This is a genomic window from Actinosynnema sp. CS-041913, from assembly GCF_050942485.1.
Classification (GTDB): Bacteria; Actinomycetota; Actinomycetes; order Mycobacteriales; family Pseudonocardiaceae; genus Actinosynnema.
In genome coordinates this window covers 7,868,171-7,892,212 of sequence record NZ_CP192037.1, presented here as the reverse complement: position 1 = coordinate 7,892,212, position 24,042 = coordinate 7,868,171, and the positions used below count along the sequence as shown (strand labels likewise).

18 protein-coding genes are annotated in these 24,042 nt (G+C 72.2%); 11 read left to right on the top strand and 7 right to left on the bottom strand.

Annotated features, from left to right (window positions below; all coding sequences use genetic code 11):
- Positions 1-5 precede the first annotated feature (5 nt).
- The gene (locus ACQPZF_RS35520; RefSeq protein WP_433264601.1) at positions 6-1,232 is read right to left on the bottom strand and encodes a cytochrome P450; all 1,227 of its coding nucleotides are present in this window, start codon (positions 1,230-1,232) and stop codon (positions 6-8) included.
- 368 nt (positions 1,233-1,600) lie between these two features.
- On the opposite strand from ACQPZF_RS35520, the gene ACQPZF_RS35515 reads away from it, so the two are divergent.
- Positions 1,601-2,752, top strand: a complete 1,152-nt coding sequence (locus tag ACQPZF_RS35515; protein WP_433264599.1) for a hypothetical protein — start codon at positions 1,601-1,603, stop codon at positions 2,750-2,752.
- 101 nt (positions 2,753-2,853) lie between these two features.
- Here ACQPZF_RS35515 and ACQPZF_RS35510 read toward each other — a convergent pair whose 3' ends face one another.
- A complete protein-coding gene (locus ACQPZF_RS35510; protein WP_433264597.1) occupies positions 2,854-3,696 on the bottom strand; it encodes an alpha/beta fold hydrolase in 843 nt (280 codons plus the stop codon).
- A 167-nt stretch (positions 3,697-3,863) separates the two neighbouring features.
- Here ACQPZF_RS35510 and ACQPZF_RS35505 point away from each other — a divergent pair, with 167 nt between their 5' ends.
- Positions 3,864-4,421 (top strand): TetR/AcrR family transcriptional regulator, encoded by a 558-nt coding sequence (locus ACQPZF_RS35505; protein ID WP_433264595.1) that lies wholly within the window; start codon positions 3,864-3,866, stop codon positions 4,419-4,421.
- Between the two features lie 170 nt (positions 4,422-4,591).
- The gene (locus tag ACQPZF_RS35500; protein ID WP_433264593.1) at positions 4,592-5,035 is read left to right on the top strand and encodes a hypothetical protein; all 444 of its coding nucleotides are present in this window, start codon (positions 4,592-4,594) and stop codon (positions 5,033-5,035) included.
- A 266-nt stretch (positions 5,036-5,301) separates the two neighbouring features.
- On the opposite strand, the gene ACQPZF_RS35495 is transcribed toward ACQPZF_RS35500, so the two are convergent.
- Positions 5,302-5,850 (bottom strand): EF-hand domain-containing protein, encoded by a 549-nt coding sequence (locus ACQPZF_RS35495; protein ID WP_433264591.1) that lies wholly within the window; start codon positions 5,848-5,850, stop codon positions 5,302-5,304.
- Positions 5,851-6,049: 199 nt separating this feature from the next.
- Positions 6,050-7,153: an o-succinylbenzoate synthase gene (gene menC, locus ACQPZF_RS35490; protein ID WP_433264589.1), complete on the bottom strand. Its 1,104-nt coding sequence runs from the start codon at positions 7,151-7,153 to the stop codon at positions 6,050-6,052.
- A 243-nt stretch (positions 7,154-7,396) separates the two neighbouring features.
- Here menC and ACQPZF_RS35485 point away from each other — a divergent pair, with 243 nt between their 5' ends.
- From ACQPZF_RS35485 to ACQPZF_RS35450, 8 genes are read left to right on the top strand one after another with little or no spacing between them, the layout of a single operon-like run.
- Positions 7,397-9,019, top strand: coding sequence for an ABC transporter substrate-binding protein (locus ACQPZF_RS35485; RefSeq protein WP_433264587.1), 1,623 nt, complete (start codon positions 7,397-7,399; stop codon positions 9,017-9,019).
- Positions 9,020-9,022: 3 nt separating this feature from the next.
- Positions 9,023-9,976, top strand: a complete 954-nt coding sequence (locus tag ACQPZF_RS35480) for an ABC transporter permease (RefSeq protein WP_433264585.1) — start codon at positions 9,023-9,025, stop codon at positions 9,974-9,976.
- The gene (locus ACQPZF_RS35475) at positions 9,976-10,788 is read left to right on the top strand and encodes an ABC transporter permease (RefSeq protein ID WP_433264583.1); all 813 of its coding nucleotides are present in this window, start codon (positions 9,976-9,978) and stop codon (positions 10,786-10,788) included. Before ACQPZF_RS35480 ends, ACQPZF_RS35475 begins: the two co-directional genes overlap by 1 nt.
- Positions 10,772-12,544 carry a dipeptide ABC transporter ATP-binding protein gene (locus ACQPZF_RS35470; RefSeq protein ID WP_433264581.1) on the top strand — a complete coding sequence of 591 codons (1,773 nt, stop codon included), beginning with the start codon at positions 10,772-10,774 and terminating at the stop codon, positions 12,542-12,544. Before ACQPZF_RS35475 ends, ACQPZF_RS35470 begins: the two co-directional genes overlap by 17 nt.
- Positions 12,531-13,898, top strand: a complete 1,368-nt coding sequence (locus tag ACQPZF_RS35465; protein ID WP_433264579.1) for a serine hydrolase domain-containing protein — start codon at positions 12,531-12,533, stop codon at positions 13,896-13,898. The genes ACQPZF_RS35470 and ACQPZF_RS35465 overlap by 14 nt, the downstream gene beginning before the upstream one ends.
- Before the next feature lie 3 nt (positions 13,899-13,901).
- Positions 13,902-15,767, top strand: coding sequence for a prolyl oligopeptidase family serine peptidase (locus tag ACQPZF_RS35460; protein WP_433264578.1), 1,866 nt, complete (start codon positions 13,902-13,904; stop codon positions 15,765-15,767).
- Positions 15,754-16,554 carry a GNAT family N-acetyltransferase gene (locus ACQPZF_RS35455; RefSeq protein WP_433264576.1) on the top strand — a complete coding sequence of 267 codons (801 nt, stop codon included), beginning with the start codon at positions 15,754-15,756 and terminating at the stop codon, positions 16,552-16,554. Before ACQPZF_RS35460 ends, ACQPZF_RS35455 begins: the two co-directional genes overlap by 14 nt.
- Positions 16,555-16,586: 32 nt before the next feature.
- Positions 16,587-17,042 (top strand): hypothetical protein, encoded by a 456-nt coding sequence (locus ACQPZF_RS35450; protein ID WP_433264574.1) that lies wholly within the window; start codon positions 16,587-16,589, stop codon positions 17,040-17,042.
- A 96-nt stretch (positions 17,043-17,138) separates the two neighbouring features.
- Here the strand turns inward: ACQPZF_RS35450 and ACQPZF_RS35445 are convergent, their stop codons facing one another.
- From ACQPZF_RS35445 to ACQPZF_RS35435, 3 genes are read right to left on the bottom strand one after another with little or no spacing between them, the layout of a single operon-like run.
- Complete coding sequence (locus tag ACQPZF_RS35445) at positions 17,139-18,500, bottom strand: aspartate aminotransferase family protein (RefSeq protein ID WP_433264572.1); 1,362 nt, start codon at positions 18,498-18,500, stop codon at positions 17,139-17,141.
- On the bottom strand, positions 18,497-22,522 hold the full coding sequence (locus tag ACQPZF_RS35440) for a Pls/PosA family non-ribosomal peptide synthetase (protein WP_433264570.1): 4,026 nt from the start codon (positions 22,520-22,522) through the stop codon (positions 18,497-18,499). Before ACQPZF_RS35440 ends, ACQPZF_RS35445 begins: the two co-directional genes overlap by 4 nt.
- Positions 22,519-23,790, bottom strand: a complete 1,272-nt coding sequence (locus tag ACQPZF_RS35435; protein WP_433264568.1) for an aspartate kinase — start codon at positions 23,788-23,790, stop codon at positions 22,519-22,521. Before ACQPZF_RS35435 ends, ACQPZF_RS35440 begins: the two co-directional genes overlap by 4 nt.
- Between the last annotated feature and the right edge of the window lie 252 nt (positions 23,791-24,042).

Genomic DNA, 24,042 nt, shown 5'->3' with positions numbered 1-24,042 from the left:
CGGTGTCACCCGGCCGTTTCCGTCCAGGTGACCGGCAGTTCGTGGACGCCGTAGATGTTCATGTCGCTCTTGAGCCGCACCTCGCCGGCGGGGACGGCGAGCTGGAGGGTCGGGAAGCGGCGCAGCAGCCCGGCGAAGCCGGCGCGCATCTCGATGCGGGCCAGTTGCTGGCCGAGGCACTGGTGGATGCCGTGGCCGAAGGACACGTGACCGCGGGCCGTGCGGTGGACGTCCAGGGTGTCGGGGTTGTCGAAGCGTTTCGGATCGCGGTTGGCCGCCAGCAGCGAGACGATGACGGTCGACCCCTCCGGGATGGTTTCGCCGCCGAGTTCGATGTCCTCCGTGGCGTAGCGGAAGAAGATGTCGGCGACGGACAGGTAGCGCATGAGTTCTTCGACGGCGCCGGGCAGCAGGTCCGGGTCGGCGCGCAGTTCGGCGAGCTGCCCGGGGTGCTCCAGGAGCGCGAAGGTGCCCAGCGCCAGCATGTTGGCGGTGGTCTCGTGGCCCGCGAGCAGCAGCAGGAAGGCGATGCCGGTCAGCTCCTCGACGGTGAGGTCGTCCTGGCGGGCCAGGTCGGACAGCAGGTCGTCGTCCGGGGCGGCGCGCTTGCGCGTGACCAGTTCGGCCAGGTACGTGGTCAGGCCGGTGTACGCGGCCATCTTCTCTTCGAGCGTCACGTCCCTTTCCATGAACTTGGCGGAGTCGGCCTGGAAGCTCGCCCGGTCCGCGTAGGGGACGCCGAGCAGTTCGCAGATCACCAGTGAGGGCATCGGCAGCGCGAACTCCTTGACCAGGTCGACCGGCGGGGTCAGACGCGCCAGCTCGTCCAGTTGCCGCTCGGCGATGTCGACGATGTGCTCTTCGAGCTGTTTCATGCGTTTGACGGTGAAGGCGCCGGTGAGCTTCTTCCGAAGCCGGGTGTGGTCGGGCGGGTCCATCGCGATGAACAGACCGGGCACCTGCGGGGACGGTTCGACAGGGGCGGGCATGCCGGGGGTCTCGTACGGCATGTGGAGGATGCCGATGTCCTGGCGGGAGCTGAACCGGGTGTCGGCCAGGAGTTGGCGGACCGCGTCGTAGCCGGTGACGAGCCAGCCCTCGTGACCGTCGGGGAAGACCAGGGGGCTGACGGGGCGGGCCTCGCGCAGCCGGGTGAGCCGGCTGGGCGGGTCGAACGGGCCCGCGTCGCGCTGCATGGGGAGGCCGTGCGGGACGGGAACCGGCTGGGTCATCGGAGGTCCTTTCGTCGCGGTTGTCGCGGCAACTGTCGCCGATCGACCGGACATACGACTGACACGGCTCTGACACCGTCGGTCGTGCGGGCTCACGGTCCCCGGGGTGGTGTGCCCTTGCACGGTCGAGGGACCGTCCGACTCTTCAGGTACGACACTGTTGTCGACCGCTGGGCGACCAGCACCGTGGGAGAGTCGATGCTCATCACCGTCATCCAAGTGAGTGGCTTAGTCGTGGCCGCGCTGCGGGCCGGCCTCGACGTGTGCGAGATCGTCCGGAGCAGTGCCTCCCGCAGGCGCTCCGGCAGCGTGCCCGCCCGGCGGGCGCACCGTGTCGTCGGCCGGCGCCGTCTGCCGGGGAGGGCGCGATGAACGGCGTCGAGGACGCGTGGGCGGAGTTCTTCGTTTGCTGGCACCCGAAGATGGTCGTGATGGGGCTGCAGGCCGGAGCCGCCCGCCCGGAAGCCGAGGACGCCGCCGGCGCGGTGGCCGTGCGCGTCATGCAGTCGTGGTCACGCTGGGTCGCGGTGCGGCACCAGGACGCCTACCTGCGCAGAGCCGTGGTTCGCGAGGTGGTCGGGGCCCGGCGGAAGCAGGCCGCCCGCCGGACCGGTGAGGCGCGATGGGCTCGGGACGGGTTGTGGTCCGGACCGCGCGACCCCGTCACCGACGCCTGCGAACGCGGCTGCGAGCTGGACGTCGTGCGGCAGTGCCTGGCCATCGCGCCGGAGCGGCGGCGGGACGTGCTGGCCTGGCTCTTCTTCGGACGACCGCCGGGGTGGACGGTCGCCGACATCGCCGCGGAGCTGGGCATCTGCCCGGCCACCGTCCGTTGCCAGCGCAGGCACGCACGCCGCGACCTGGCGCCGTTCCTCCTCGGTGACGGGCACGAGCGCCGGGCATGGCTGCGCGCCGGGCAGCGCGTCCACGAGACTTTCCGCGCCGGCGGCGCCGGACCGTTGACGCCGCGCCCGGTCATCGCCGACGGGTGGGCGCGGCTGAACGAGGACGGCCTGACACCCGACCGCGGCACCCTGGTGGAACTCCTCGACCGGGACGAGTTGGAGCGCCGTCGACGGCTGTCCCCGCTTCCCGCCGGATCGCCGGTCGTCGCCGAGTTGATCGACCTCGCCACGCGCAACGAACTGCTCGCGGTCGTGCTCGACTCCGACGACATGGTGTTGCACCGCGGCGGCCATCGCGACGCGCTCGCCGCGGCCGACCGGCTCGGGTTCCTCGACGGGGCGTGCTGGGACGGCGACCACGCCGGCGTCACCGCGGCCGGGCTCGCGCGGTCCCTCGGCGCCCCGGTCACGGTGAACCGCTGGGAGCACTACTTCCCCGACCAGCACGGGCTGTGCTGCGTGGCCATCCCGGTGCCGCTCGCGGCCGGCGGGCACGTCACACTCAACCTGACCGCGGCGGCGGACTCGTTGACCACCGTCCCCCGCGCCGTTCACCGCATGCTGGACATCCTCGCCCGGCGCTTGCGGAAAGAGCTGCAAGCGTCCGGCGCGTGAGCCGCCTGATCGCGTCTCGGAGGATTTCATGCCCGGCCGGCCGGCGGTGTGATCGCCTCGCCGTGGGTGGCGGGCGTTCCGCTCGCCACCCACGGGGTGCCCTACTTGGTCAGGAAGCGCACCAGCAGGTCGGAGATCTCGTCGGCGTGGGTCCACAGGAAGCCGTGCGGGGCGCCTTCGATCTCGACGTACTCCGCGCCGGGCAGCCGCTTGGCGAACTCCCGTCCGGCGGCGTCGACGGGCAGGATGCGGTCGGCCGTGCCGTGCACGATCAGGGCGGGCACGCCGGTCTCGGCGATCTTCGGGATGTCCGCCCGGAAATCGGTCAGCCAGGTGGGCACCACGGCCCAGGACGCCTTCGCGCCCGCTCCGGCGGCCACCGCGTAACTGGTCCGCACGACCGCCTCGCTGATCCGGGAACCCAGGTTCTCGTCCAGGTTGTAGAAGTCGCGGTAGAACTGGTCGAACCAGGCGTAGCGGTCGGCCTGGGCGGCGGCCTGGATGCCGTCGAACACCTCGGCGTCCACGCCGGTGGGGTTGTCCTCCGTCTTGAGCAGGAAGGGCTCCAGCGAGGCCAGGAACACCGCCTTGGCCACGCGCGCGGCGCCGTGCCGGGCGAGGTAGCGGCCTACCTCGCCGGTGCCCATCGAGAAGCCGACCAGCGCCACCCCGGTCAGGTCCAGCGCGGTGAGCACCCGGTCCAGGTCGTCGGCGAAGGTGTCGTAGTCGTAGCCGGTGTCGGGCTGGTCGGACTTGCCGAAACCGCGCCGGTCGTAGGTGATCACGCGGTGGCCGGCGGCCAGCAGCGCCTGCTCCTGCTTCTCCCACGACGCGCCGGACAGCGGGTAGCCGTGGATCAGCACCACGGGCCGGCCGGCGCCGCGGTCGGTGTAGTGCAGCCGGATCTCGGCGCTGTTCTCCTGTCCCACCGTGATGTAGGGCATGTCGGGTCCTTTCGGGGGTCTGTTCGCTCGTTGTCGGGGGCAACGCCGAAGCTATTACCGAACGATCGGTAAAGCAATGAGACGCAGCCGACGTCGGAGATGTCCGGGACACGCTTGCGCGTTGACCGTTCGTTCGGTAAACGTGACGGATGGCCCGTCCCCCGTCAGTGCGCGACGACGAGCTCTACGACCGCCTCGCCGAGGTGTTCCGCACCGCCGGCTACGAGGGCGCGTCGCTGGCCGCCCTCGCCGAGTCCACCGGCCTGAAGCGGGCGAGCCTCTACCACCGCTTCCCGGACGGCAAGGCCGAGATGGCGGAGGCGGTCCTGGGGCGGGTGCAGCGGCTGTTCGACGAGGTGCTGGAGCCGATGCGCACCGACCCGGACGCACGGGCCGGCGTCGTCCGGTCGGCGGAGCGGATCAGCGAGTTCTACGGCGGTGGCCTGCTGTCGTGCGTGCTGGACACCCTGCCGTTGAGCGGCGCGCCGGAGCGGGTGCGGCTGCGGGCGGCGGCGGTGGCCGACGTGTGGATCTCCGCGATGGCCGACGTGGCGCGCCGCGGCGGGCGCTCCGAGCCGGAGGCCAGGGCGGCGGCCGAGGACGCGTTCGCGTGGATCGAGGGCGGCCTGGTGCACGGCCGGCTGTTCGGCGACGGCACGCCGTTCCAGCGGGCGCTCGGCCGGCTCCCCGACCTGCTGCTAGGCCCCGGCGTGTCCGACGAATAGGCAGGGGTCGGGTGGGCGGACAGGTGCACCGACCGGGCCCGTCCGCGACCGCAGGCGACCCCATCGGGACGGGGCGATGCGACGGAGGTCGGGAATGGCCGCGACGTAGACTCGCGGTGAGGGCGAAGCGCCAGGCCGAGGTTCCGCACCGGTGTGAGGGAGGGGTCGGGATGTTCGGTTGGAAGAAGAAGATCGACGATCTGATGGCGCAGCTCAGGCCCGACCTGAGTCGGGAATCGCTCGGCGTCGGGCCCGACTTCCCGGGCGTCGCCCCGAACCCGCTCCTGAGCAGTGATGCACGGAAGCGCAAGGCGGAACTGCGTACGGGGGCGCTTGCGCTCGGCGTTCTCGTCGACTGGCGGGAGGTCGGCAGCGACGGCAGTCCACGCGTGGTCCTGATGTTCGACGTGGAGACCGCCGACGGCATCTCGTTCCGCGGTATCGCGGACGAAGACCTCACGATCACCGAGCTCACCCGACTCGCCCCGGGACAGACGTTGCCCGTGCGCTACCGGCCGGCCGTCATGGACCACTACGTCGCCCTTGCCCGGGACGCGGACCCCGCCCACGTGCGGCAGCTCTCTGACGAGATCGCGAGCCGCAAGCGGACCTGACCCGAAGCCGTCGGCCGGATCCCGGGGCGTCTTCGCCACACCGGCCGGCACGCCGAACACGACGAGTGGATGCGGGCGGAGCGTCCGTCTACGAGATCCGGCAGTACTGCGAGGAACCGGCCAGTGGCACCGGCTGCCCACTCCGTCGGGTGCCATCCGATCAAGCCGCGGATCGCCACCGACCGGTTGGACAGCCGGCTGGAAGCCTGCTGCGACCGATGGAGGAACCGGCCGGCGCGCGCAGGACGCCGCCCCGGCGCAGGCACTCAGTTGCCGCTGAGCATGTGGGCGCCCTTCCCGGCCTCGTCGGTCGAGGTGAACAGGCCTTGCACGTTGGCGCAGAATTCCGCCTTGTCGAGCCGGCCGTCACCGTCGACGTCCATGGCTCCGAAGGCGATCGACGCCACCTGCGGATCGGTCACGCCCGCGCCCCGGTAGATGCCCGCGAGCGCGCTTTCGTCGAGGAAACCGTCGCCGTCGCGGTCGGCCAGTTCGAAAGCCCGTTCGGAGACCGTGAGCCACTTGTGCAGCACTTCGCCGGTGGACAGCCGCTGCGCCGCGTGGGCCTGCCGGAACTCGTCCTTGCCCACCACGCCGTCCGCGTCGAGGTCCGCCGCCCCGCTGACGTAGACCCACACCTCCCGGTACCCCGCCAGCAGGTTCCGGACCTCGGGGGACTCCGGCCCGAGCCCGAACTCACCGCCCACGCCCTCGGCGATCGACCCGAAGTCGTCCCAGCGGATCCCGCCGTCGCCGTCCAGGTCGAGAATGGCGAACACCCGGTCGATGTTGTCGAGCCGCACTTGATCCGACATGACGATTGTTCCCCTTTTCCGGCGGAAATCCCGCTGATCAGTTCGGTGTGCAGCGTACTGATCGGCCGCGCGGACGGAGAAGGGGGAATTCAGGTATACAACTCACTCGAAGAGGTCATCAGCGAACCGTGGACAATTACCCGGAGTAGAGATCACCGTCGGAATGGTCCGCGAAAGTGTCGACCGATGCGGAGCCGGGTTACGACAGCCGTTCGCTCGACACGGTGACCTCCTCCAGCAGCTCCGGGATCGGCCGCACCCCCAGCCCGGGGCCGGTGGGCACCGGCAGGTGACCGTCCTCCAGCACGAACGGCTCGGTGATGTCGGTCCGGTAGTACCGGTCCGACGCGGACGTGTCGCCCGGCAGCGTGCAGCCCGGCAGCGCCGCCAACGCGATGTTCGCCGCCCGCCCGAGACCGGTCTCCAGCATCCCGCCGCACCACACCGGAACCCCGTGCGCCGCGCACACGTCGTGGATGCGCCGGGCCTCCAGGTAGCCGCCCACCCGGCCGGGCTTGATGTTGACCACTGAGCACGCGCCCAGCGTGATGGCCGCCGCCGCCGTGCGGGCCGACGTGATCGACTCGTCCAGGCACACCGGCGTCGTCAGGGCCTTGGCCAGCTCCGCGTGCCCCAGGATGTCGTCCTCGGGCAGCGGCTGCTCGATCAGCAGCAGGTCGAACGGGTCGAGCCGGGCGAGGTGCCGCGCGTCGGCGAGGGTGTAGGCGGTGTTCGCGTCGACCTGGAGCAGCACGTCGTCCCCGAACCGCTCCCGCACCGCGCGCACCGGCGCCACGTCCCAGCCGGGCTCGATCTTCAGCTTGATCCGCAGGTAACCCGCGTCCAGGTACCCGCCGACCGCCTCCAGCAGCGCGTCGACCGAGTCCATGATGCCGACCGACACCCCGCACGGCACCGAGTCGGCCTCCGCGCCCAGCTCCCGCGCCAGCGGCACGCCCCGGGCCCGCAGCTCGGCGTCCAGCACCGCCATCTCCAGCGCGCCCTTGGCCATGTGGTGCCCGTGGAACCGCCGCAGCCGCGCGGCGACGGACGTGGCGTCGAGCCGGTCCGCTGACATCAGCGCGGGCACGAAGAACCGGCGCAGCACGTCCGCGCACCCGTCCAGGTACTCCGGCGAGTACACCGGGTCGGCCATCGCGACGCACTCGCCCCAGCCCTCCTCCTCGTCGGTCACGGCCCGCACCAGCAGGACGTCCCGCCCGGTCTGCGTGCCGAACGACGTCCGGAACGGGGACACCAGCGGCATCCGGATCCGACGCAGCTCCACTTCGCGCAGCTTCACTTCCGACTCCTCCAGCGGTGCACGGATCGGCCCGGCCGGTGGCGGCCGGGGTGTCGCGCGGTCCCGGGTGCCGCGACGGACGGGGAGGCCGGTGTCCAGCCCCCGCGTGGCGGCCCTCGGCGACGCGCTGCCCGTGCTCAAGTGGACGGCCATCCCGCACCGCGGCGCTTCGTCGCGGACGACGAACCGGCTCGCGCAGGTTGGTGGGCCACGACGAAGCGCCGCCCGGCACGCCGCACCACCATGTGGGAATTCCTCGACGAGGCGGGTGAGGCAGCGATGCGGCGGACCAGGATCGCGGCAGTGGCGGCAACGGCGGCGCTCGTGCTGGCCGGGTGCGTGAGCACCGGGGCCGGACCGACCGGCAAGCGGGCGGCGGGTGACGCGGACATCCCGGAGCTGACCTGGGCGATGCCCGGCGCGCCCCGGTCGCTCGACATCGCGCACGCGCTGGACACCCGGTCGAACGCGGCGATCTTCGCCGCGTTCGACGGGCTGCTCCGGATCGACCAGGAGGGGCGGCTCCAGCCGGCGCTGGCCACGTCGTGGACCAACCCGGACCCGTTGACCTACGTGTACAAGCTGCGCCAGGGCGTGACGTTCTGGGACGGCAAGCCGATGACGGCCGAGGACGTGGCGCACTCGCTGCGCCGCCAGACGGACCCGGCGGAGGCCGCCGAGACGCTGCTGTACCTGGGCGCGGTCAAGGAGGTCACGGCCACCGGGCCCGACGAGGTCACGGTGAAGCTGTCCGCGCCGGACCCCAAGTTCAAGTACGTGCCCGCCATCGTGTGGATCGTGCAGCAGAAGGAGTACGTCGAGGCGGCCGGCGAGAGCCTCGGCTCGCCGGAGAAGCCGGGCATGGGCACCGGCCCGTACCGGGTGACCCGGTTCTCGCCCGCCGACGGCGTGGACTTCGAGCGCTACGACGGCTACTGGGACACCAAGCCGAAGGTGGTGAAGCTCGGCTACAAGCCGATCCCCGACCCGGAGGCGCTGCGGCTCGCGATGATCGCGGGCGAGGTCGACGGCACGTTCGCGCTGCCGCTCCAGGACGTCCGCAAGTGGGAGCGCACGGCCGAGGTCTCGCTGTACTTCACCCGCAGCGTCAGCGTGAACTACCTGTCGATGGACGTCACCGCCGCGCCGTTCGACGACGTGCACGTGCGCCGCGCCATCGCCTACTCGGTGGACCGGCAGGGCCTGCTGGACCCGCTGTTCGGCGGCCGGGCCCGGCTGTCGTCCAGCCCGGTGTCGTCGCTCCAGTTGGAGGCGTTGGTGGGCAAGGACAAGGCGGCCGAGCTGGTCGGGTCGCTGCCGACGTACCCGTTCGACCTGGCCAAGGCCAAGGAGGAGCTGGCGAAGTCGCGGCACGCGGGCGGGTTCACCGTCGAGGTGCCCTACCCGACGACGCAGCCGTGGTCCCGGCTGCTGCTGGAGAACCTGGCGCGCAACCTGTCGACCATCGGCATCACGCTCGTGCCGAAGGGGCAGCCGGACCAGCAGTGGGTGGCGAACATCTTCGCGCACAAGGACTTGAAGCTCCAGATCATGCGCGCGGGCGGCGGCACGCCCTACCCCGGCGAGATGCTGCCCATCATGTTCGGCGAGGCCTCCGCCACGGCGAACGGCTTCAACACGGCCAACTTCACCCGGCCGGACCTGGAGGCGAAGCTCGGCACGCTGGGCGACGACGTGGCGCCGATCGCCGACATCATGCGGCTCAACGCCGAAGAGCTGCCGTACGTGCCGCTGTTCGAGGAGGACGCGGCGCACGCCGTCCGCGCCGAGCACGTGTTCAGCCCGGAGCCGACGCCGTGGCTCGCCGGCTTCAACTGGGCGACCTCCCTGAAGGCGGCGGCGTAGGCCATGTTCGTCCTGGCGTTCCTGGGCAAGCGGGTCGTCGCGGCGGCGGGCACGCTGCTGGTCACGTCGTTCCTGGTGTTCTCGCTGCTGGCGGCCAGTCCGGGCAGCCCCGAGCAGACCCTGCTGGGCACGCGGCAGCCCACGCCCGAGCTGATCGCCGCGATCCGCGCCCGGCACCACCTCGACGAACCGTTCCTGAGCCGGTACTGGCACTGGCTGTCCGGGGTGCTGGAGCTGGACTTCGGCCGTTCGGTGCGGTCCGGCCGCGCGGTGGGCGACCTGCTCGCCGAGCGGCTGGACGTGACGATCTGGCTGGGCCTGTACGCGTTCGTGCTGGTGCTGCTGGTCGCGGTGCCCGCGGGGCTGTTCGCGGGCATCCGGCGGGACACCGCGTGGGACCGGGGTGTCACGGTGACCGCGCTGCTGGGCGTGAGCGCGCCGCCGTTCGCGGTGGGGCTGATGCTGCTGAGCGTGTTCGGCGTCGGCCTGGGCTGGTTCCCGGTGTTCGGCGCGGGCAGCGGGTTCGCCGACCGGATCAGCCACCTGACGCTGCCCGCGGTCGCCCTGGCGATCGCCGGGGTCGCGATCGTGGCCCGGCAGACGCGGGCGGCGACGCTGGACGTGACGGCGCAGGACTTCATCACGTTCGCCGAGGCGCGCGGGCTGCCCCGGCCGGTGGTGCTGGGCCGGTACGCGCTGCGCAACTCCGCGCTGCCGGTGATCACGTCGGCCGGTCTGGTGCTGGCGTACTCGTTGACCGGGGCGGTGCTGGTGGAGGCGACGTTCGCGTTGCCGGGCGTGGGATCGCTGCTGGTCGAATCCGTGTCCACAAAGGACATCCCGGTGGTGCAGGGCCTCGCGCTGCTCACCGCCGCGCTGGTCATCGGCGTGAACCTGCTCGTGGACCTGTGCTACCTGGGGCTCGACCCCCGGGTCCGGCACGCCGGAGGTGTCTGATGATCGTGCGCGCACTGTCCGCGCTCGCGCTGGGCCTGGTGGTGATCGCCGCGCTGGCCGGCGACTGGATCGCGCCCTTCGACCCCGGCGCGCAGGACCTGGCGAACAGCGCCATGCCGCCCGGTGGAGCGCACTGGCTGGGCACCGACGACTTGGGGCGCGACGTGCTGTCCCGGCTGATCGCGGGCAGCCGCACCGCGCTGCTGGGACCGGCCGCGGTGGCGCTCGGCGTGGCCGTGCTGAGCACCGCGATCGGCCTGCTCGCCGGGTACCGGGGCGGCTGGGTGGACTCGGCGATCATGCGGCTGGTCGACCTGGTCTACGCGATCCCGCCGCTGCTGGTCGCGATCGTCGTGGTCGGCGTGTTCGACGGCGGCTACCCGCTGGCGATCGGGGTGCTGATCGCGTTGAGCGTGCCGGCCGACACCCGGATGGTGCGCAGTGCCGTGCTGGCGCAGCGCAACCTCGCTTACGTCGAGGCGGCGCGCACGGTGGGTCTGGGCCGCGGCCGGATCCTGTTCGCGCACCTGCTGCCCAACGTGCTGCCGACCGTGGTGGCGAACCTGCTGCTGTCGTTCGTCGGGGCGCTGGTCGGCTTGGCCGCGCTGGCGTTCCTCGGCCTCGGCGTCGGCGTCGGCGCACCCGACTGGGGGCGGATGCTGGCGGAGAACAAGGGGCTGCTCGACCTCAACCCGGCCGCCATGATCGGGCCCGCCGTCCTCATCACCGCGGTCGCCGCGAGCGTGACGCTGCTCGGCGACCGCCTCTACGACCTGATGTCCGCAAGGGGGCGTGATGCTGGACGTGCGTGACCTCACCGTCCACGATGGACGGTCGCGGGTGCTGGTGCGCGGGGTGTCGTTCCGGGTCGGGCCCGGCGAGACGGTGGGCCTGGTCGGCGAGTCCGGCTCGGGCAAGTCGCTGACCGCCCGCGCCCTGGTGTCCCTGCTGCCGCAGGGGCTGAGGTCCGGCGGGTCGGCTTGCCTGGACGGCACGGAGCTGGTGGGGCGCAAGGACTTGCGCGGCGTGCGCGGCCACCGGGTGGCGCTGCTCATGCAGGACCCGTTCACCATGCTCAACCCGCTGGCGACGGTCGGCACGCACCTCGTGGAGAGCCTGCCCGGACGGGCGGACCGGGTGGAGGTGGCGCGGCGGCTCGCCGAGGTCGGCATCGACGACCCGGCGGTGGCGGGGCGGTACCCGTTCCAGCTCTCCGGCGGGATGCGGCAGCGGATCGCGCTGGCGGCGGCGCTGGCGAAGGACCCCGGCCTGCTGATCGCGGACGAGCCGACCACCGCGCTGGACGTGACGACCCAGCGCGACGTGCTGGCCCTGCTGCGCCGCATCCAGGCCGAGCGGGAGATGGGCCTGGTCCTGATCACCCACGACCTGCGGGTGGCGCGCCAGGCGTGCGACCGGGTGCTCGTCATGTACGCGGGCGCGCTGGTCGAGTCCGCGCCGTCGGCCGACCTGGACGCGCCCGCGCACCCGTACACGGCCGGGCTGCTGCGGTCCGTGCCCTCGGTCACCCACCGGCAACCGGTGCTGCTCGGCATCCCGGGCTCCGTCCCGGCCGCCGCCGACGTGGCCGACCGGTGCCCGTTCACGGACCGGTGCGGCTGGGCCGAACCCGCCTGCGCGGAGCAGGCGCCGCCGCTGGTCGACCTCGGCGACCGGTCCACCGCGTGCCGGCGGCACGGCGAGATCGACCTGTCGCCGCCGGAGGTCGCCGAGCCCGCGGCGGAACCGCCCGGCCGGACCCGCGACACGCTGCTAGACGTCACGGACCTGGTGAAGGTGTACCGGTCGATCGGCCTGCGCCGCGCCGAGCACACCGCGCTGGCCGGGGTGTCGCTGCACGTCGGCGAAGGCGAGTCGCTGGCCGTGGTCGGGGAGTCGGGGTCGGGCAAGACCACGCTCGCCCGCGCCGTGCTCGGCCTCACCGACCCGACGTCGGGCCGCATCACGCTGGGCGGCCTCGACGTGACGTCCTACCGGCGGCTGCGGTCCGCCGACCGGGCACGTGCGCGCCTGCTCGTGCAGTGCGTGTTCCAGGACCCGTACTCGTCGCTCAACCCGGCGCACACCGTGGGCTACACGCTCACCGAATCCCTTCGCCGCCGCGGGAGAGATGCCGAGTCCGAAGTGGACTCGTTGCTCGACCTGGTCGGGCTGCCCGCCTCCTACGCGCGGCGGCGGCCGGTGGCGCTGTCCGGCGGGCAGCGGCAGCGCGTCGCCATCGCCCGCGCGCTCGCCGTCCGGCCGCGGCTGCTGGTCTGCGACGAGCCGGTGGCCGCGCTGGACGTCTCCGTGCAGGCCCAGGTGCTCGAAGTGCTCCGGAAGGCCAACCGCGAGCTGGGCATCGCGCTGCTGTTCATCACCCACGACCTGGCCGTGGCGCGGCAGGTCACCGACCGCATGGTCGTCATGCACCGGGGCCGGATCGTCGAGCACGGCGCGACCGCGGACGTGCTCGACGCGCCCACCCACCCCTACACCGTCCGGCTGGTCGACTCCGTCCCGGACGCGGCACCCCACACCAAGGGAGAGACCCATGTCACGCAGTGAAGAGATCGCCGCCTGGCTGCCCGGCCGGCTCGCCGGGCTGGTGGCCGAGAGCGGTGTGCCGGGCGCGCAGGCGGCGGTGCTGGTGGACGGCGAGGTCGTGGACGCCGCGGCCGGTGTGCTGAGCCTGGACACCGAGGTGGAGACCACGACCGACGCGGTGTTCCAGGTCGGCTCCATCACCAAGGTGTGGACCGCGACGCTGATCATGCAGCTCGTGGACGACGGCCTGCTGGACATCGACCAGCCGGTCGTGCGGTACCTGCCGGAGTTCCGCGTCGCCGATCCGGGTGCGACCGCGAGGGTCACCATCCGCCAGTTGCTCAACCACACCTCGGGCATCGACGGCGACCTGTTCCACCCCACGGGCCGCGGCGACGACGCGGTGGAGAAGTACCTCGGGACCATCACCGACGCGCGGCAGGTGCACGGGCCGGGCGCGATGTTCTCCTACTGCAACACCGGCTACACCGTGCTCGGCCGGGTGGTGGAGGTGTTGCGCGGCAAGACGTTCGGCGCGGCGATCCACGACCACATCGCCAAGCCGCTCGGTCTGACGCACGTCGCGGTGAACGCCGACGAGGCGATCATGTTCCGCGCCGCCGTCGGGCACGTCGACCGCGCCGGCGAGACCGTGCCCGCGCCGGTGTGGTCGCTGGAGCCGTCCACCGCGCCCGCCGGGTCGCTGCTCGCCATGCGGGCCCGCGACCTGCTCGGCTGGGCGGACGCGCACCTCGGCGGCGGCCCGCCGCTGCTCAGCGAGGCCAGTGCCAAGGCCATGCGCGAACGCCAGGTCGACGTGCCGTCGATCGGCGTGCTCGCCGACGGCTGGGGCCTGGGCTGGGAGCTGTTCGACTACGGCGCCGACGTCTTCGGCCACGACGGCGGCACCATCGGCCAGACCGCGTTCCTCCGGATCTCCGGCACGGCGGGCATCGCCGTGGCGCTGCTGACCAACGGCCTGGGTGGTCTGACGATCTACCAGGGCCTGGTGGAGGAACTGCTCCGCGAGCACGCGGGCGCGGACATTTCCGAGTCGGTCACGCCGCCCGCCGACCCGGAGCCGCTGGACGCCGACCTGGTCACCGGCTCCTACCGCACCCCGATGCTCGGCTTCACGGTCAGCGTGGACGAGGACGGCCGTGGCTGGGTCGACACGGTCCCGATCTCCGACGAGGCCAGAATGCTGCTCAAGCCCACCAGGGACGAGTTCGTCCGGCTGCGCGAGGACGCCATCGTCGGCGTCAAGAAGGAACACGGCCGGCACCAGGTGTTCGCGTTCGTCGGCCGGGACGGGCAGGGCCGCGCCGAGTACCTGTTCAACGGCCGGGCCGCGGTCCGCACCGAGGCGGAGTAGACGATGACGGACGCCCTGCGCACGCACGTCGTGGAGGACCTCACCCGCCTGCGGCTGCCCACCGATCCGTCGATCTCGCCCGACGGCAGCCGCGTCGCCTACGTGCTGAAGGAGGTCGACGGGGACGAGAACGTCCAGTCGCTGTGGTGGGTCGGCCGCTCCGGCGAGCCGCGCCGGCTCACCCGCGGGCGCACCGACGCCGCGCCCCGGTTCTCCCCGGACGGCCGGACCATCGCGTTCCTGCGCGAGGGCCAGGTGTGGCTGCTGCCGGTCGACGGCGGCGAGCCCGAGCAGGCGACCGACCTCCCGCTGGGCGCGGGAGTGCCGGTGTGGAGCCCGGACGGCGGCCGGATCGCGTTCGCCGCGCTGGTGGACGGGAACCCGGACGGCGCGCCGGTGGCGACGACGCGGCGGCTGCACAAGCTCGACGGTCTCGGGCGGCTGGGCGGCACGGGCTCCCAGCTCTTCGTGCTGGACCTGGCCGACCGCTCGGTCACCCGGGTCACCTCGGGCCCGGCGTTCGCCGGTTCCCCGGCGTGGTCCCCGGACGGCACGCGGCTGGCGTTCGCCGACGCCCTCTCCCTGGCCGCGGACGAATCCGGTGACTCGCCCGCGTACGTCCTGGACCTGGCCACCGCGGAGGTCGAGCGGGTCGGCGACGGCGTGGTGGGCGCGGTGTCGTGGCCCGACGACCTGGTCCTGGTGGGCACGCCCGAGGAAGGGGTGTTCAACGTCGGGATGGTCCGCGACGGTAGACCGGTAGCCGCGGACCTGGACCGCAACGTCATGACGGGCGGCGACGGCTACCCCGGCGCGCTCCCGCAGGCGGTGGGCTCGACGCTCCTGTTCTGCGCGCGGGACGACGGGTGCACGCACCTGTACGCGGTCGACGGCGACGGAACCCGCAAGCTGATCGGCGGCGACCGGGTGGTGTCCGGGCTGTCCACGACAGGGGGCGCGGCGGCCGTCGTGTTGTCCACTGTGGACGCTTTCGCCGAGGTGGCGTTCCTGGACCCGGCGACCGGCGAGCTGTCGGTCGTCACGTCGTACGCGGCGGACTTCGCCGATGTGCGCCACGCCAAGCCGGCAGCCCGCTCGTTCACCGTCTCGGACGGTGTGGAGGTGCGCGGCTGGGTGCTCCGCGACCCGGACGCGCCCACCCCCGCGCCGCTCCTGGTCGACGTCCACGGCGGTCCGCACAACGCGTGGAACCCGGTGCGCGACCCCGTCCACCTGTACCACCAGGTCCTGGTCGCGCAGGGGTGGACGGTGCTGCTGCTCAACCCGCGCGGCAGCGACGGGTACGGCGAGAAGTTCCTCCGGGCCGCCTTGGGCGCGTGGGGCGAGGCGGACGAGCGCGACTTCCTCGAACCCGTGGACGCCCTGGTGGCCGAGGGGATCGCCGACCCGGACCGGCTGGCGCTGACCGGGTACAGCTACGGCGGCTTCATGTCGTGTTGGCTGCCCACCCGCACCGACCGGTTCGCGGCCGTGGTCGCCGGGGGCGTCGTCTGCGACCTGGTCGGCACGACCGGCGCGTCGGACCTGGGCGGGCTGATCGGCAAGCAGGAGATCGGACCGGTGGCGCGGCAACGGGAGCTGTCCCCGCTGACCCGCGTCGACGCGGTGGCCAGTCCCACCCTGGTGCTGCACGGCGGGGCGGACGAGCGGTGCCCGGTCGGCCAGGCCGAGCAGTGGTTCGGCGGGCTGCTCGACCACGGCGTGCCCGCCGAACTGGTCGTCTACCCCGGCGCGAACCACCTGTTCGTCCTCGACGGCAAGCCGTCGCACCGACTCGACTACCACCGCCGGACCGTGGACTGGCTGGTCCGGCACACCGGAAAGCGGCACGCGAATGACCATTCCTGACACCGTCCACGACGCGGTCCGCGCGGCCACCGCCGCCGCGGAGGCGTCGGCGGTGCGGATACGGGAACTGCCCGACCTCGACACCATCCGCGAGGTGGACGACCTGTTCCGCGTCATCTGGCGGCCCGACCCGAACAACCCGCCGGTCAGCAACGAGCTGATGCGCGTGCTCGCCCACGCGGGCAACTACGTCGTCGGCGCCTACCTGGGCGACCGGCTGGTGGGCGCGACGGTGGGGTTCCTGGCCACGCCGATCGGGCGGACCCTGCACTCCCACGTGACCGGCGTGAGCGCGGAGGTGCGGGGCCGTTCGGTGGGTTTCGCGCTCAAGCTGCACCAGCGGGCGTGGGCGCTGGAACGCGGGCTGGACACCATCACGTGGACGTTCGACCCGCTGGTGCGCCGCAACGCGTACTTCAACCTGGCGAAGCTCGCCGCCCGCGCCGTGCAGTACCTGCCCGATTTCTACGGCGAGATGGGGGACGACATCAACGGCACCGGGGCCAGCGACCGGCTGCTGGTGCGGTGGGACCTCGACGCACCCGAGGTGGCGGCGGCCTGCGACCGCCGTCCACCCGGAGCCGGCCACGGCCTCCTCGTGCCGACTCCGCCCGACATCGAGGGCCTGCGCAAGGCCGATCCGGCGCTGGCGGACGAGTGGCGGATGCGGCTGCGGGAGGTGCTGGGCACGCACCTGGCGGGAGGCGCGGAGATCACCGGGTTCACGCGGGACGGCGACTACGTCGTGACCCGCGATCCCCGGCTGGTGCAGCATGGGGCGCCGTAGGAGGTGGACCCGATACCGAGGAGCCGGGGGAGATGGCGAGGTTGCTGGCCGCGCTGGACGACCGCGCGAAAGTCGAGTGGGGCCTGTTCGGGCTCATCGACGACGATCGGGTGGAGGCCGGTGAGCCGGGGTGGCAGGCCTTGGGCTCGCCGACGACGATGCTGACCGGCAAGAACGGCGCGATCTTCCGCAGCGGGGGTTCCGTGCACCGGGCGGGGGTGCGGCTGGAGTCGTGGGACGGGCCGCCGGTGTCGCCCGAGGGCGCTTGGGACGCCGTGTGGGAGGGCGGGATCCCGTTGACCTCAGGGGTTCTGCGGTTGGCCGCGGTGGCGTCCGGGGTGTCCGAGGAGACGTTGCCGCTGGGCGCTCCCGGCGTCTACGCGCTGCGGGTGCACTGCCGGGGGCGGGAGGCCGCCGCCGAAGCGGGCTTCCTGCCGCCCACCGACGAGGTCTTCGAGCAGTGGGTGATGCAGTTCTGGCCGCGGTGAGGAGCATGGCGGGCGCGGTGGCCCGCCCCGCCTGGGACGTGCCCGCGAGCAGGGCCCTCGACCGGTCGTGGTCGAGGGCCCTGGTTCGGGATGCGCTCAGGTGATGGACGGGCAGTATTGCGTGATGGCGTCCACCACGATGGCGGCTGCCCGGTCTATCACGTCCGCGGTCACGTTCAGCGGGGGCATCAGGCGGACCACCGAGTCGTCCCGGCCGCCCAGTTCTATGATCAGGCCTTGGCGCAGGGCGTAGGACTGCACGGCCGCTGCCTGATCGGATGCCGGCGCCTTGGTGATGGGGTCGGCGAGTTCGATGCCCCACATCAGGCCGCGGCCCCGGATCTCGTGGACCCAGGGGTTCGGTTCCAGGGCGGTCAGGTCCGCCCGCAGTTGCGCTCCCCGGTCGCGGACGTTCTCCAGGATGTGGTCCCGGTGGAAGATCTTGATCGTTTCGACGCCCGCCGCGAAAGCCGCCTGGTTGCCGCGGAACGTGCCGGTGTGCGCGCCGGGGGACCAGGTGTCCAGTTCCTTGTCGTAGAGGATGATGGCCACGGGCAGGCCGATGCCGCTCAGCGCCTTCGACGCCACGATCACGTCCGGTTCGATGTCGTAGTGCTCGAACGCGAACCAGGTGCCGGTGCGCCCGCAGCCCGTCTGCACCTCGTCCACCACCAGCGGGATGTCCAAAGCCTTGGTGAGGGCCCGGATCCGCTGCACGAAGGCCCGGCGGGCGGGGATGATGCCGCCTTCACCCTGCACCAGTTCCAGCACCACCGCCGCCGGTTTGGTGATTCCGCCGTTGGGGTCGTTCAGCGAACGTTCCAGGAGGCTCACGCAGTTCGTCTGGCACGTGTCCGGGTTCAGCCCCAGCGGGCACCTGGCGCAGTAGGAGTACGGGAAGAAGTGCACTCCGGGCATCCCGTCGGCCACCGGCTCCTTCTGGGACACCAGACCGGACAGCGCCATCGCCGCGTGGCTGGAGCCGTGGAAACCACCTTGGAACGACACCACGCTGCCTCGGCCGGTGGCCGTTTTGCACAGCTTCAGGGCCGCGTCCACCGCGTTGGCCCCGGTCGGGCCGCAGAAGTGGATTTTCATGCGGGAGCGCAGGGTCGGCGGCAGCATGGATAGCTGGGCGTCCACGAAGTCGCGTTTCGCGGGGGTCGGGAAGTCCAACGCGTGGGTCAGCACCTGGAGGCGGTCGGCGGCTGCTTTGACCACCTCCGGGTGGTTGTGGCCCAGGGACAGCACACCCGCTCCGGACAGGAAGTCGATGAACACGTTGCCGTCCACGTCCCGGACGTAGCTGCCGAATCCCTCCGCTAACGCGATCGGCAGGCGGCGCGGATAGCTTCTCGCGTTGGACTCCCACTGGTTCTGGTGGCTCAGGTACTCGGCCGATCGCGGGCCGGGGATGGCCGTGGTCACCAGGGGGTAGTTGATCGTCGTCTGAGTCATGGCTGCCTCCGCGCGGGATCGTCCGCGCTGTCTTCCGTCAGTTCTACGGCTGGGTTGCCGCGCCACCTCGACCTGGTAGGGGCTTCGGTGCCCTTCATCACGAACGAGTCCGGGTCCACGACCACGTGGTCGCCGATGGTCGTCCCGTAGTGGACGAACGCGGCGTTGCCCAGGGTCGCGCCGGTGCCGATGCTGATGTGGTCCGACTTGAACGTTCCGTCCTCCAGCGAATGCGCCTGGATCGTGCTGCCCGCGTTGAGCGTGCAGTCGTCGCCGATGGTGATCAGGGACTTCTCCGGGATCGCGCAGCCGTCGTCGAACACGCGTCGGCCGATGCGCACGCCGAGCAGGCGCCAGAGGACGCTCTTCAGCGGCGTGCCGTCGAACAGCAGCAGGTAGCGGCCGGGGCTCAGCTTCCAGAAGCGCTCGTGCCGCCAGAAGACCGGGTCGTAGATCGAGCAGAACCTCGGGCGCAGCGGCCGGAAGCCCTGCACGGCCCGTTCGGCCAGGACGAGGAACGAGACGGAGAACACCACCGTCAGCACGATGTTCGCCGCGGTCGCCGCCCAGCCGAACCGCGCGTGCAGGCTGCCGGTGGCCACGCCGATGAGGACGACGCCCAGCACCTGGAGCCAGTGCACCAGCAGGTAGACCAGGGCGGTGACGGTGTTGTGGCGGTTCTTGGCCGCCAGGCCCCGGCTCCGGCCTCCGGCGATGTCCAGTTCGGTGTCCCGGCGGACCGTCCTCGGTATCTCGAACGCCGGGGAGCCGAGCAGGCCGGTGTCGGTGCGCGTCGGTCCGTCGAGCGGGACCAGGACTTTCGTGGCCAGCAGGCAGTTGTCGCCGATGCGCGCGTCCGGCGGGTAGGCGATGTTGTTGCCCAGGAAGGCCTTCGGTGCGACGGCGACCTCGCGCAGGCGGAACGACGTGCCCGAGAAGTCCGCGTTGAGCAGGGAGAGCCCGTCGGACACCATGGTTCCCACGCCGACCGTGCACAGCGTGGGTGTCTCGTGCTTGACCTCCACGCCGAAGTTCGACCCGGTCTGCTCGAACGCGCCCAGCCGGTATCCGACGGCCCGCAGGTAGTGCACGATGGCCGAGCTGTCGCCGAACAGGTAGTTGAACGCCCGGACGTTCGTCAGCCGGAACAACGCCTGGTGCGCCGAATAACGCAAGCCGTACAACGGATACGCCCGTCCGGGCCGCAGCAGCGGGGTGAGCAGGCGCGGCACGGTGAGGACGACGAGCAGGCCCACCAGCAGGCCGCCGAAGTACAGCAGCAGGGAGTTCAGGACCTGGCCCCGGTAGAACGCCAAGCTGGTGAAGTCCGGCGGACCGGTGTAGACCAAGCCGATCACGACGTCCGTGGCCAGCAGCAGGAGGGGCATGGGCACGAGGAGCAGGGTCAGGAGTTGCGCCAGGCCGTACGCCAGCGGGCGTCCGCGTCCCAGGGTGGTCGGGTCCAGCGCACGATAGTCCACTGTGGATGGTCCCGCGGGCGAGCCGTGCCAGGACTCGCCCGCGGGAACGGTCTGCCCGCTGTGCAGCGAGGAAGCGTGGCCGAGCTGGGCGTGGTCGCCGAGGGCGGTGTCGATGTCGAGCGCGGACATCTCGCCCACGAACGACTGGGCGCCCAACGTCACGCGCCCGGTCTGCAATCGGCCCGCCCGCACGCGGTACCCGTTGAGGTACGAGTCCTTCCGGATCACGGCGCCGTCGCCGACGGTCACCAGGTCCGTGCACACCGGCGGGTTGCGGGTCAGGAACAGCACGCCCTTGCCGATCCGCGCGCCAAGGGCACGCAGGTAGAGCACGTACAGGGGCGAGCCGACGAACAGGGCCAGCGGACTGAAGCGGATGAGGGTCTTGACCGTCCAGAAGCGGAAATAGGCCAAGCCCCACAACGGGACCTCGCGCGCCTTCCACCGCCCGACGAGCAGCCACTTCGCCACGATCGGCACGCCCGCGAGCAACGTGAAACCGGCCGCCGCGAGCTGCACCGAGCGCAGGTACAGCGACGCGATCCCCTCCGCCTCGGCGATCCACCCGAACCCGGTCTCCAGCAACAGGCCGAGACCGCAGGCATAGCCCAGGAACACGAGGATCTGGGCGAACCCGCAGAGGAGGTGCCGCGCGGTGCCCGCCCGGTGGGCCGGTTCCACCCGAGCGGTCGCGGTGGGCACGCTCGACAGCGACGACGCCAGCGAGCGCACGGTGGTGTGCCGGTACACGTCCCGCATCGGGATCGGCGGCAGGTCGGTGCGCTGCCGCACCTTCGCGCAGAACCTCGCCAGCAGCAACGAGTCCGCGCCGAGTTCGGCGAAGAAGTCGCTCTCCACCGAGACCCGCTCCACGCGCACCGCCTCCGCCAGCGCCTCGGCCAGCACGCGTTCGGTGGCGTTCGCGGGCTCCACGTGCGGACGCCCGGACGCCAGGCTCCGGACCGCCGTGGGCGCGGGGAGGTTGCGGCGGTCGGCCTTGCCCGCCGGCGTCATCGGGACCAGGTCGAGCCGTTCGAGGTACGCGGGCACCATGAACGCGGGCAGCCGGTCCCGCAGCCGCCGGTAGATCTCCTCCGCCCCAGGATCCACGGCGTCCTGGCGCAGGCTGTAGTACGCGACCAGCTCGACGGTGCCGGAGTCCGGCCGGAACGGCTCCACCACCGCCTGCGCCACGCCGGGCACGTGCAGCAGCACCGACTCGATCTCGGTGACCTCGACCCGGTACCCGCGGATCTTGACCTGGGTGTCGATCCGCCCCAGGTACTCGATCTCGCCCGATTCGTCGATCCGGGCGAGGTCGCCGGTGCGGTAGATGCGGCCCGACGGGTTGTTCTCCACCCCGAGGAAATCCGGCACGAACGCCCGGGACGTCAGGTCCGGCCGGTTCAGGTACCCCGTGGCCAGGCCGATGCCGGCGATGCCGAGTTCACCCGCCTCGCCCCGGTCCAGCGCGCGCGGCTCGTCCGGGTCCAGCACCACCACCGAATACGTCGGCAGCGGCACGCCGATGGTCACCGGGCGGTCCGGTCGCACCACCGCCCAGGTCGCCGTCACGGTCGCCTCGGTCGGGCCGTAGACGTTGAGGAACCGCCTCCCCGGCCGGTGCCAGCGGGTGACCAGGTCCTCCGGGCACGCCTCGCCGGACACCAGCAGGAAACGCAGCTCCGGCACGTCGTCGTCGATCGTCGCGAGCAGCGTGGGCACGCAGCACAGCGCCGTGATCCTCCTGTCCAGCAGGAAGTCCCGCAGCTCGTGGCCGACCAGCGCCGCCCCCGCCGGCCGGGGCACGAGGGTCGCGCCGGACAGCAGCGGCACCCAGATCTCCTCCACCGAGAAGTCGAAGGCGATCGTCATGCCCTGGTACATCCGGTCGCCGGGCTCGATCCCGTAGACCTCGACCGCCACCCGGACGAAGTTGCAGATCGCCGGGTGCTCGACGGTCACGCCCTTCGGCCGGCCGGTGGAGCCGGACGTGTAGACGACGTAACACAGTCCGTCCGGCGACGCGCCCTTCTCCGCCGCGGTCAGCCGGTGCGCGGGCAGCCGGGCGACGGTCGGCTCCACCTCGTCCAGGCACACCACGTCGACCGGCACCCGTGCGCGCAACGACGACACCGACAGCACGCGGCGCACGTCGGCGTCGCCCACGATGTAGGCCAGGCGGTCGTCCGGGAACGCGGTGTCCAGCGGCACGTAGACCGCGTTGGCCTTGAGCACCGCCAGCATCCCGACGTACGCGTCCGCCGGTCGGTCGAACAGCAGGCCGATCCGGTCGCCGGGCCGGACGCCCTCCGCACGCAGGTGCCGGGCCAGCCGGTTCGCCCACGCGTCCAGTTCGGCGAACGTCAGCCGCAGGCCCTCGGCGTCCACGGCGAGCCGGTCGCGGTACCGGTCGCAGTGCTCCTCGAACACCGACTCCAGCCGTTCCCCCGCTCTCCACCGGGTCTCCTGGCTGAACCCGCCGCAGGTCAGGACCCGGCCGTCGGCGACGACACCGACCGGGGCGTCGCGCGGGCTCACCGGCCCACCCCGCTCAGACCGAACGTCTCGTGCAGCACGCGCACCGCCCCGTCCACCAGGTCCACGGGCAGGACGGCGGTGAACCGGGTCGGCGAGGTGGACAGCGCGGTCACGGCCACGCCGAGCCCGCCGACCGCGCGCAGCGTCTCCGCGAGGTAGCCGGGATGGTCGAACAGCCCCACGCCGACCACGGACACCGCACCGAGGTCCTCCTCGACCGCCCACCGGGCGCCCAGTTCGCGCGCGACCTCGCCGACCACGTCCAGCGGCGCCCGCCCGCGCACGGTGAACCGCACCTCGTGCCGGTCCTGCCAGGTCAGCACGTCCGGGTGCAGGCCGTGCTCGACCAGCCTCGCCAGCGCGGGCGCGCACCGGACGGGCCGCGCCCCGGCGAGCGTGAGGGACACCAGCCGCACGTCGCGCTCGTGCGCGATGCCGACCACGCGGTGGCCGGCCTCCAGCGGTTCGGCCGCGACGGTCGTGCCGACCACCGGCCACGCCGAGTGCACGACGCGCACCCGGACGTCGTGCCGGGCGGCCAGCGCGACCGACCTCGGGTGCAGCACCTTCGCGCCGCGCCCGGCGAGTTCCGCCATCACGTCGTAGGGCACGTCGGCCAGCCGCCGGCTGCCGGGCACCACCCGCGGGTCGGCGGTGTGCACGCCGGGCACGTCCGTGCAGATCTCGCAGTCCGCGCTGTCCAGCGCGGCGGCGATGGCCACGGCCGTCGTGTCCGAACCGCCCCGCCCCAGGGTGAGCAGCTCACCGTCGCGGGTGCGGCCCTGGAAACCCGCCACCACGACCACCCGCCAGTGCCGCAGCCGCTCCAGGATCCGGTGGGCGTCGATCCGCTCGATCACCCCCGCGCCCGGCCTGCCGCCGACGACGATCCCCGCCTGGTCGCCCGACAGCGACCCGGCGCGCACCCCGAGCTGGTTGACGGCCAGCGCGAGCAACGCGGCCGACACCTGTTCGCCGGTCGCCATGAGCTGGTCCATTTCCCGTGGATCGGGTCGGTCGGCGAACTCGCCCGCCAGCGTGACCAGCTCGTCGGTGGTGTCGCCCATGGCGGAGACCACCACGACGACCCGCCTGCCCTCGGCGACCAGCGCCGCCAGCGCCCCGGCCACGCTCCGTACCCGGTCGGGCGTAGCCAGCGACGAGCCGCCGTACTTGCGGACCACGAGTCCGCCCGATAAATCGCCGGTGCGATCACGCCCCGGTGGGGACTCGGCCGTCGCGACGGCCGGCTCCGTACATTTTTCCATCGCTGTTTCCCCGCATCCTTCAGCACTGGGAGGGCAACTGTCGAAGCGCTGGGACGGGTCAGCGGACCGGTGGCCGGGCGAATTTTCGCGCGCTGACCGGAGGTCCCTTGGATTAATTGCGCCTCGGGTGGAACCGGTGCGGCCGAATCCGAAGGTAGCGCACGTTAACCGGGCCGGGCACCTCCAGAAGGCTTACAGGACTGCTGGTCCGTAGTGGCAGCCGGGCCGCAGAAGTCGGGTCGGCCACCGCAC

Excerpts from the sequence above, each read along its gene's own strand:
- ACQPZF_RS35445 (WP_433264572.1), bottom strand. The coding sequence starts at position 18,500 with ATGACTCAGACGACGATCAACTACCCCCTGGTGACCACGGCCATCCCC.
- ACQPZF_RS35470 (WP_433264581.1), top strand. The coding sequence starts at position 10,772 with ATGCTGGACGTGCGTGACCTCACCGTCCACGATGGACGGTCGCGGGTG.
- ACQPZF_RS35495 (WP_433264591.1), bottom strand. The coding sequence starts at position 5,850 with ATGTCGGATCAAGTGCGGCTCGACAACATCGACCGGGTGTTCGCCATT.
- ACQPZF_RS35455 (WP_433264576.1), top strand. The coding sequence starts at position 15,754 with ATGACCATTCCTGACACCGTCCACGACGCGGTCCGCGCGGCCACCGCC.
- ACQPZF_RS35480 (WP_433264585.1), top strand. The coding sequence starts at position 9,023 with ATGTTCGTCCTGGCGTTCCTGGGCAAGCGGGTCGTCGCGGCGGCGGGC.
- ACQPZF_RS35465 (WP_433264579.1), top strand. The coding sequence starts at position 12,531 with ATGTCACGCAGTGAAGAGATCGCCGCCTGGCTGCCCGGCCGGCTCGCC.
- ACQPZF_RS35515 (WP_433264599.1), top strand. The coding sequence starts at position 1,601 with ATGAACGGCGTCGAGGACGCGTGGGCGGAGTTCTTCGTTTGCTGGCAC.
- ACQPZF_RS35435 (WP_433264568.1), bottom strand. The coding sequence starts at position 23,790 with ATGGAAAAATGTACGGAGCCGGCCGTCGCGACGGCCGAGTCCCCACCG.
- ACQPZF_RS35485 (WP_433264587.1), top strand. The coding sequence starts at position 7,397 with ATGTGGGAATTCCTCGACGAGGCGGGTGAGGCAGCGATGCGGCGGACC.
- ACQPZF_RS35520 (WP_433264601.1), bottom strand. The coding sequence starts at position 1,232 with ATGACCCAGCCGGTTCCCGTCCCGCACGGCCTCCCCATGCAGCGCGAC.
- ACQPZF_RS35500 (WP_433264593.1), top strand. The coding sequence starts at position 4,592 with ATGTTCGGTTGGAAGAAGAAGATCGACGATCTGATGGCGCAGCTCAGG.
- ACQPZF_RS35475 (WP_433264583.1), top strand. The coding sequence starts at position 9,976 with ATGATCGTGCGCGCACTGTCCGCGCTCGCGCTGGGCCTGGTGGTGATC.
- ACQPZF_RS35510 (WP_433264597.1), bottom strand. The coding sequence starts at position 3,696 with ATGCCCTACATCACGGTGGGACAGGAGAACAGCGCCGAGATCCGGCTG.
- ACQPZF_RS35460 (WP_433264578.1), top strand. The coding sequence starts at position 13,902 with ATGACGGACGCCCTGCGCACGCACGTCGTGGAGGACCTCACCCGCCTG.
- ACQPZF_RS35450 (WP_433264574.1), top strand. The coding sequence starts at position 16,587 with ATGGCGAGGTTGCTGGCCGCGCTGGACGACCGCGCGAAAGTCGAGTGG.